Origin of the sequence: Dyadobacter frigoris (assembly GCF_005280585.1) — a bacterium.
GTDB classification, from domain to species: Bacteria; Bacteroidota; Bacteroidia; order Cytophagales; family Spirosomataceae; genus Dyadobacter; species Dyadobacter frigoris.
Map to the genome: position 1 here is coordinate 65,620 of NZ_SZVO01000025.1, position 7,840 is coordinate 73,459.

General features: G+C 34.0%; 8 protein-coding genes and 1 pseudogene. 2 read left to right on the top strand and 7 right to left on the bottom strand.

Going from position 1 to position 7,840, the window contains the following annotated elements:
• Positions 1-75 precede the first annotated feature (75 nt).
• From FDK13_RS32720 to FDK13_RS32735, 4 genes are all read right to left on the bottom strand, one after another.
• Positions 76-453 (bottom strand): DoxX family membrane protein, encoded by a 378-nt coding sequence (locus tag FDK13_RS32720; protein ID WP_137344233.1) that lies wholly within the window; start codon positions 451-453, stop codon positions 76-78.
• Positions 454-536: 83 nt separating this feature from the next.
• The gene (locus FDK13_RS32725) at positions 537-941 is read right to left on the bottom strand and encodes a VOC family protein (protein WP_137344234.1); all 405 of its coding nucleotides are present in this window, start codon (positions 939-941) and stop codon (positions 537-539) included.
• A gap of 55 nt (positions 942-996) precedes the next feature.
• The gene (locus tag FDK13_RS32730; RefSeq protein ID WP_137344235.1) at positions 997-1,530 is read right to left on the bottom strand and encodes an SRPBCC family protein; all 534 of its coding nucleotides are present in this window, start codon (positions 1,528-1,530) and stop codon (positions 997-999) included.
• Positions 1,531-1,636: 106 nt separating this feature from the next.
• A complete protein-coding gene (locus tag FDK13_RS32735; RefSeq protein WP_137344236.1) occupies positions 1,637-2,053 on the bottom strand; it encodes a VOC family protein in 417 nt (138 codons plus the stop codon).
• A gap of 296 nt (positions 2,054-2,349) precedes the next feature.
• Between FDK13_RS32735 and FDK13_RS32740 the strand changes: the two genes are divergently transcribed.
• A complete protein-coding gene (locus tag FDK13_RS32740) occupies positions 2,350-2,874 on the top strand; it encodes a DinB family protein (protein WP_137344237.1) in 525 nt (174 codons plus the stop codon).
• A gap of 91 nt (positions 2,875-2,965) precedes the next feature.
• Here the strand turns inward: FDK13_RS32740 and FDK13_RS32745 are convergent, their stop codons facing one another.
• Genes FDK13_RS32745 through FDK13_RS32755 form a run of 3 tightly spaced genes read right to left on the bottom strand, consistent with a single transcriptional unit; the run spans position 2,966 to position 7,462 of the window.
• On the bottom strand, positions 2,966-3,259 hold the full coding sequence (locus FDK13_RS32745) for a YciI family protein (RefSeq protein WP_137344238.1): 294 nt from the start codon (positions 3,257-3,259) through the stop codon (positions 2,966-2,968).
• 26 nt (positions 3,260-3,285) lie between these two features.
• Positions 3,286-4,959, bottom strand: a complete 1,674-nt coding sequence (locus tag FDK13_RS32750) for a hypothetical protein (protein ID WP_137344239.1) — start codon at positions 4,957-4,959, stop codon at positions 3,286-3,288.
• On the bottom strand, positions 4,952-7,462 hold the full coding sequence (locus FDK13_RS32755; protein WP_137344240.1) for an ATP-binding protein: 2,511 nt from the start codon (positions 7,460-7,462) through the stop codon (positions 4,952-4,954). Before FDK13_RS32755 ends, FDK13_RS32750 begins: the two co-directional genes overlap by 8 nt.
• Positions 7,463-7,621: 159 nt before the next feature.
• Between FDK13_RS32755 and FDK13_RS32760 the strand changes: the two are divergent.
• Positions 7,622-7,840: pseudogene (locus FDK13_RS32760) on the top strand (IS5 family transposase); the annotation flags it as partial.

Here is a 7,840-nt window from a genome sequence, read left to right on the forward strand (position 1 = left end):
TTTTATGATCCTTCGGCAATGTACCCATTTTTACAAAAAACACTAAACTATCCTCTTTATACGAAGGTTATCAAATCACTTCATAACAAACAACGGTGCGTAACTTTTGCGATGATACCAGGCGATAAACAAATTTCCTGCCAACATGAAAATTGCGATTGGTATGCCTTCCGGAGCCAAAAACACGTGCACCAGAAAGATGTTTATTGTAATAGGGAAAATTACAATGGCCGTCAGCGGAATAAATAATCCTGCCACCAGAAGTATTCCGGCAATCAGTTCCACCGCTTTTAAAAATGGCATAAAGTAACCGGATGCCGTCAAACCTTCATTAAAAAGTTTCATTGGACCGCTTAGTTCTTGCGGTGGAATCAATTTAAAAAAATAGGCAATAGATGCAAAAAGGAACATCAAACCCATTAATACACGTACAATAATGACCGCAATTTTCATGTTTTCGTTGAAAGTTTAGATAGGGATTTATTTGATCAGCGCGTGGAACGCTTTTTTGACTCTAATATAAATAATTTTCCGTTTTAACCCTGAATTGCAGCAGGATCCATCCACATTACCTCCCACAAATGTCCGTCCAGATCCTGAAAACCATGGCCGTACATAAAACCCTGGTCCTGAACATCATTCGGTGCTGTTCCGCCCGCGCCCAAAGCCAGACTTACCAATTTATCCACATCTTCCCGGCTTTCTGCGGATAAACAGAGGATTGCCTGAGCATACTTTTGCGTATCGGGAATTTCCTTTTTGGTAAATCCTTTGAAAAAAGGCTCTACCAGAAGCATCACGAAAATATCCTCGCTGATGATCATACAGGTTGCGTTTTCATTGGTAAACTGCGCATTGAAAGTATAACCCACTTTGGTAAAAAATGCCACCGATTTATCCAGGTCCTTAACAGGTAAGTTGACGAAAATTTTAGTTGCCATCGTATTAATGAGTTAAATTTTGAAATAAAAAAATAGCTGTAAGTATCTGGTGATATTATTGTTTTTCAACAATTCCTTTCAGAAGCGAAAGACTTTTTTCCATATCGCCGCCTAAAAGTTTACCTGTAAACAAGTTGGTAATGTTAACCGGGTATTTGCTCGCGCCAACCATTTTCCAGGTTAATTTGGTCTGATTTGCTGAAAGAGAATCAGCTACCATTTGTGTTTGCGATATCCCTTCAAATGGTTTTTCAAAACGAATTTCCAGGTCCACTTCCTTGCCTTCATGAAGTGCTTTAATTTCCTGTTCACCCTTTCCTGCTCTTTCCTTTCCCTCCCAGGCGTATACAAAACCAACATTACCGTCGGTGCCCCGGAACTGCTTCGTGATCGTTTTGTCCATCATCACCCACACATTAAAATGGTCCTGGTTTTTAACGTATTTAATGTAATCGTAAACCTCCTGATTTGGCTTATTGATCGTGATTTCTCTTTCAATCGTGTATTCCTTACTTACAAACAGAGCGACCACCAGCACAAGCGCAATAATCAATGCGATTCCAATCAGAATTATTTTGAGTACGTTCATTTTCTTTATGTTTAGGTATTAATGCGTTACGCTACAAATGTAATGTCACCGTTTTGATTAAAAAGGGGGCAAACACGGCAATCTTGGGGGTGGATTACGCCAAAGGCTATTGTCCGCTCTTTTTGTCATAATAAACCGACCAGTACATACCAAATTTGTCAACCAGCGACCCCATTCTGCCTGCAAAAAAATCTTCCAGCGGGTATGTAACTTTTCCTCCGGCCGACAATGCCGAAAAGTAGTCGTTCATTTCCGCTTCACTGTCACACGTTACCGACAGCGATACATTATTTCCCTTGACCATCCCGTCCGGCCCCGTCATGTCTGTTGCCAGAAGTATCAAATTTCCCTTTGCCAGACTTGAATGTAAAATACTCTTTTGCAATTCCGCAGGAAAATGTCCTGCCATTGGAGAATCTTCGATCACGATAAATTCCAGTTCTCCGCCCAGACATTCCCGATAAAAAGTCATTGCTTCGCGGCATTTGCCAGCGAAAGTAAGATACGCATTAATTTGTGCCATAATGATATATATTTTCTGGTTTTAATACAACAAATTTACCGACACTAATTTAAAATATAGGGGTGTATAAACGACGAACTTCGTGGCAGAACACGACAAAATCGAAAATGTAATCAAATTTTGATTTACACATCTTTCCCATTTCTGATTTTAGCGCACAAATTGATTTCTTAAATCTGTTTTTCAAATGCAAAACGTATAGTAGTAATAGTTAAAACCTTTTCTTGTTAACTTTGAAAACCGGATTTCTCCGGAACTCGTATTAATTCTGGTTTTAAAACCCCCGATCGATTGTTATGACAGACCGCAAATTTCCTATCGGCCCTTTTGTAAAACAGGAAAACTACTCCAAAGAAGAGCTTGAAAATTTCATTGAAAATATAGAAAAAGCGCCGGCTGCATACCGTCAGCTGGTTGAAAATCTTTCAGAAGAAGAACTTGCCAAAACCTATCGCGACGACAGCTGGAACGTACGCCAGATTGTACATCACGTGAGCGACATACAATATCTCCACTATTTGCGGCTCAAAAAAGCACTGACCGAGCCTGAAAATAAAGACACGATATTAATTGACATGAACGCCTGGGCAGCAACAGCAGATTCTGTTTCTGCACCGGTTGAAGATTCTTTACAGGCCTTTGAAGGCATTACAAAACGTTACGTTTTCCTGGCCAGAACATTAACCGAAGAACAGCTGTCGATCAGTTATTACCATTCAGCACGACAAATTTGGTTCACCCAAAAAGATGCACTAGCCATCTCCAACTGGCATATCCACCATCATTTAGGACATTTAAAATGGGCCTTAGGCAAAGCCTGACATTTTAAATCTTCCCAATTTTCGGATGAAAGTGCCGTTGGTAAGCCGCCGGAACTTTCATCTGACACTATTATTTCGAACAACTTACCACCTATTTCCCCTTCAGCAAATCTTCCAGATCCGGGTGGAATTGTGAGGTCAAAAAGTGTGTAATATCAAACTCAGCCAGTTCGAGTTTATAAAAGGGATCTTCACTGATAATTTCCCTAACCTCCTCTTCCGAACCCGCCAAAGCCAAAATAATCCCTACCGACCGCGGCACTTTTCTACCGGATGCTACGAATATGTTTTTCTTATAATACTTTTTGAGGTATTTGACGTGGGCTGGCATGTGCTGGTCGAGTTCTTCGAGGGGGACGATGTAGGTTAGGGAGATGATGAACATTTTTTTGGGGGTTATATTTATTCTTGTTATCCATTTAAAACAGTCTCTTGTGAGATTTTTAGTAGATGAACAGGAGTTTCTTTGACAATAATATTTTTTAGTAAATTCTTAAAATATTCATCATCTTTTGGCTTAGAGATGATAAGGCTTATTTGTGGATTATGGAATTTACTTCCAACATAATCTTCGTTAATATGACCGGGATAAAGTAAAATTAAATGATTAATTTTTTTATAGCTTTCATCTATTAAACCCGTGTTTAAGATATACTTAAATATAGCTTCGTTCAAATAACTATTTTTTAAAGTTGTGTAGTGAGTATATTTAGAATCAATAATATAGTAGCTTTTGAAAATATTATTATCAAACTCAATTATGTAGTCTGGATTATAGTAATTCCCAATAGAATTATCAATTCTGGTAAGATCTACAAAATGCGAATTCGGATATTTTAGCTCATAGTAAATATTTATGGAGCAAACAGAATTTTTGTAAATTAATCTGTTGACAATTCCATCAACTCTGTCAGAACTCGTCTCAATAGTAAAATTACTAAGATTCAGCTTCTCATTAAAGATATCAATTATACTATGTAAGTTGTAAGCTTCATATAACTGACTTAATTTTCTAATATTTAATAATTGAAGTTCTCCCTCTAAACTCAATTTCAAATTTTTTGATTGCTCAATTGTTTTAAAAGCTGTCAAATAATGCCATCTGCTGGAAAAAACCGGAGTTAGTTTAGCTTTTTCACGTTTAGGCTTGGCATTGGGAAAAACTTTCTGAAACTTAGAATATAAAGAGGATATTTTTTTCTCTATCGAAGCTGAATCCTCAAATAATTTAATAAGCGGAATTTTCTTTAAATCTCTAAAGTCTGCGTATCTAGAATCACTGTATTTTTCAATATTGACATTAGATAATATATATTTCTTCAAAGATTTAAGTTTAATAATAATATCTATAAAAGCTCCGAGAATTATTTCATTTTCATAAACTTCATAGGATCTCACTTTTACTTCCGACTGTATTTTATCCAAATGCCCATAATTATTTCCTATTAATATTGAGTTTGGATAATTTTGAAAAAGGTAATCGAATTTAATTCGATCAAGATTAGAGCAAATCCAATTTATTGATTCCGGTGAGGTTGCCTCCGGAGAGTACTCTATCTCGATCTTTTCATTCCGAAGAACGTATTGGGGTGCATTTTGAAACTGTATCAATAATTTTTTAAAAACCTCATGAAAGTGACTTACGAATATTAGGTATTTAGATGTTAGTCCAAATTCCGTTCCATTTTTGTCAATTCCTGAGTTAAGAGTACTTTTTGATAAGAAATTATGGAAAATTTTATTTTCACTTCTCCATAAAAAAAGAAGTATATCCTCAATTTCAGAAATTTTCAATTTCTCAATCTGAATGTTAAATTTGACAATTTCATTTCCAATTTTTAACGAAGCATAACCAAAATAATCTTGAAAAAATCTAGATTTATTTGATCTTACTTTATTTTCATTAATATTATATAATCCTTTATCAATAGGAATATCTTCTAAGAAGATATTCCTTAATGATTCAAGTCTAATCACGCTGTCGAAAATAAATTCATATTCTCCTAGTTCCTGTACAGTATATAAACCTTGTATTGGTAATACCTCTGTTCTAATATTTTTATCGTACCGAAATAACTTAAACATGAGAAAGTGTTAAAAAATAATTGTAATTATCTTCATAAATCTCTCCTTCTCCACCTGCCTGGATAATTTCCTCCAAAATTCTCGAAGAAATATCAAATTTATTGCTTTTCAATAACGACAATAAGTCATTCAACTTTTTTCTGGCATTCTCTCCCTGAACATTTATTAGAGGCAATAATCTTTGAGCAATACAATAATCTAAAGGTCTATTCTCTTCATACATTAATTTCTTCGCGATTCCAAAATATCTTTTAATGCCAATTTCAACCCTTGGACTAATGTATATTTTCAGTCCTTCAAAATTTCTTTTTATTTCTTTGTACTTATTTTCCGAATCTAAATCCATGGAAATTGCTTTTTGTTCGGTTGAAAAATCTATTAATTCAAAGAAGTCAATAGCTTGTTTAAAAGAAAAATTCAAATTAGAAATTTCATTAATTGATAGACTATCAATATCTAAAGCACGGGGATTCATTCTTATTATATTTGCTCGATTTAAAACTCGTGAAGATAGCTCTTCCGTTGTTTGATCATAATTTATAGTTCCTATAAATCTTAAATTATTAGGATAGGAAATAGTTTCATTTTCCCCAATATTAATTTTAAGAACGGATTCTTTACTGGCATAGCTATCTGTTAGATTGTAGAAAGTAGACCAATAATGCTCCAACGGACTTAAATTAGCTTCATCTAAAAGTATATAACCCAATGGAGAACTAAGTGAGAGTTGATTTTCCGTTTCCCAATCCAACTGTTTTAACAGACTGTAAATACCAGTTGATGAAGCATGAAAGCCTTTTGAAAGTGGATTATGAAATCCAATCAAATCTCTTTGTGAAGTCCATCCTCTTGCGACAGCTACTTCTCTAATTCTTTCCTTAGGAGCCAATACATTTAATAAGATTCTGACTAATGACGTTTTACCAGTACCAGGCAAGCCGGCAAAAAGTGTCAAAGTATTTTGATGAATTGATATTAAAAGATTATCAATAAAATGACTCTCTAATTTACGATTGTTCGATTCGAAGATATCTAAGATCTTTTTTCTGAAAGTTTTGTAATCCTCGTGATTTTCGGCGTTAATTTGATAAGACTTATATACATCTTTTTTCCTAGGGTCATAAGTCGAAATATCCTTACCACTTATAAAATCAAAATGGGTCTTGTGTTTTATTAATTCATTTAATTGGATATATGAATCTTTTTGAACCGTTACAAAAGAATCTTTCAAGGTTTTTATGGCGCTATCCAACTCTTTCTCCACTTTTCTCTTATAATCTATTGTTGCATCAAGCTCATTAATATCTTCGGATTTATTTTTTTTCTCTTCCTCAATTTCTTTATCCAATTTTTCCCTGCGCTCTTCCAACTCCTTAATACGTAAATCTAACTCCGATCCTTTGTTTAGTAATTTCTCTTCACGAATTTTCGTAATATTCTCTAATTCTATTGTTAGACTTGCTTGTTGTTCCTCATTAAGTAATATTTCCTGGGTTAAATTAGAAATTTTGTTTTCATAATTATTAATATCAGTTTGTAACGAAAGTTTTAACTCTTGCAATTCTTGAATATCTCTCTTAGTTTGTTTAACTTCTGGAAGAATTTGACTAATATTTAAGTCTGACAGCACTGCCCTTTCAGAAACTCTAAGTAATTCCAATAATCTTTTATTAGTCCTATCATTTTCATTTATCGAATTTAGATTTATCGCTTTTTGAATAAATTCGAACGCTTTTTCCAGTATGTCTACATTAAAGCCATCAGGGTTGTTTGAAAAATTAATTCTAAAATTATCAATTAGGTGATCATCGGAGATGAACTCCAAAGATTTAAGTAATTTCAGTTTATTAAGGCTTGGAATAATAATCTTCCTTTCTATATCATTGGCAGAAAATTGAATAAACATACTTTCATTATATTCATATTCTCCAAAAGGTTTCCAAAAGCTTTTTTCAATGACAAATTGTCCTGAACTATCCTTTTTTAGCGCCTTGAACGGTCCAATAATTTTATCAGAATCATTTATGAAAAAGCAATTATTTGTTTGTAAATATATATCTGTAATTAGTACGCCAAGTGATGGTTCTCTAATTTCAAATCGTGCTTTACCTTCCTCAATCTTCCCTTCAAAAATCTCAATAATTTCATTTTCTCCTAAGGAATGAATATTTGTATGAAATGTTAAACTTTTAGGATAAGGTGAATTTTCGTAGTATTTCTCATTTCCAATTATGTGCCCATGTGATATTTTAACTAACTGGTTTAAGGAAAATCGTTCACCCAAGGGTAACTCTTCAATGTTTCTATTCCAAGTTGCAAAGATTTTGTCGCCCATATCATAGTCATCAATATCCCATATGGTGCCATTATTGTTATAAAGAATTGAAAGTACATTTTTGTCTGGAAATTCTTCATCCTTTACTACCAAAATGTAATTGTTATCATTGAATCTGTGAGAATCCTTATAACTAAAAATATTTTCACTCAAATTTCCCTTAATCATAAATAGTTTTGTAGAGTTTTTAAAAATAAGTAGAGTAGACTCTTTTGTAATTATACCTTAAAAATCTATATTAATTAAGTAGGGTCTGCTGAATATATATCAAATACCAGACAATCAGTCAAATATGTTATATTTATCTGATAATAAATGCTCGATTCTATGGCAAAGTCATCAAAAAACCGTGCATCAAAGCAAAATTATGTTAGCCAGGATCAACTTGGTATCGAGGGATTCGAGTCTCCTTTTTCCAGAAAACTGAATCCGAAGAATCGTTGGGTTGTGCTATCAAGGAATATTCCCTGGGATATTTTGGTGAGTACCTATAACTCTGCGTTAGGGAATTCGAAGACTGGCGCGGCAAGTATCAATGCCAGAGTA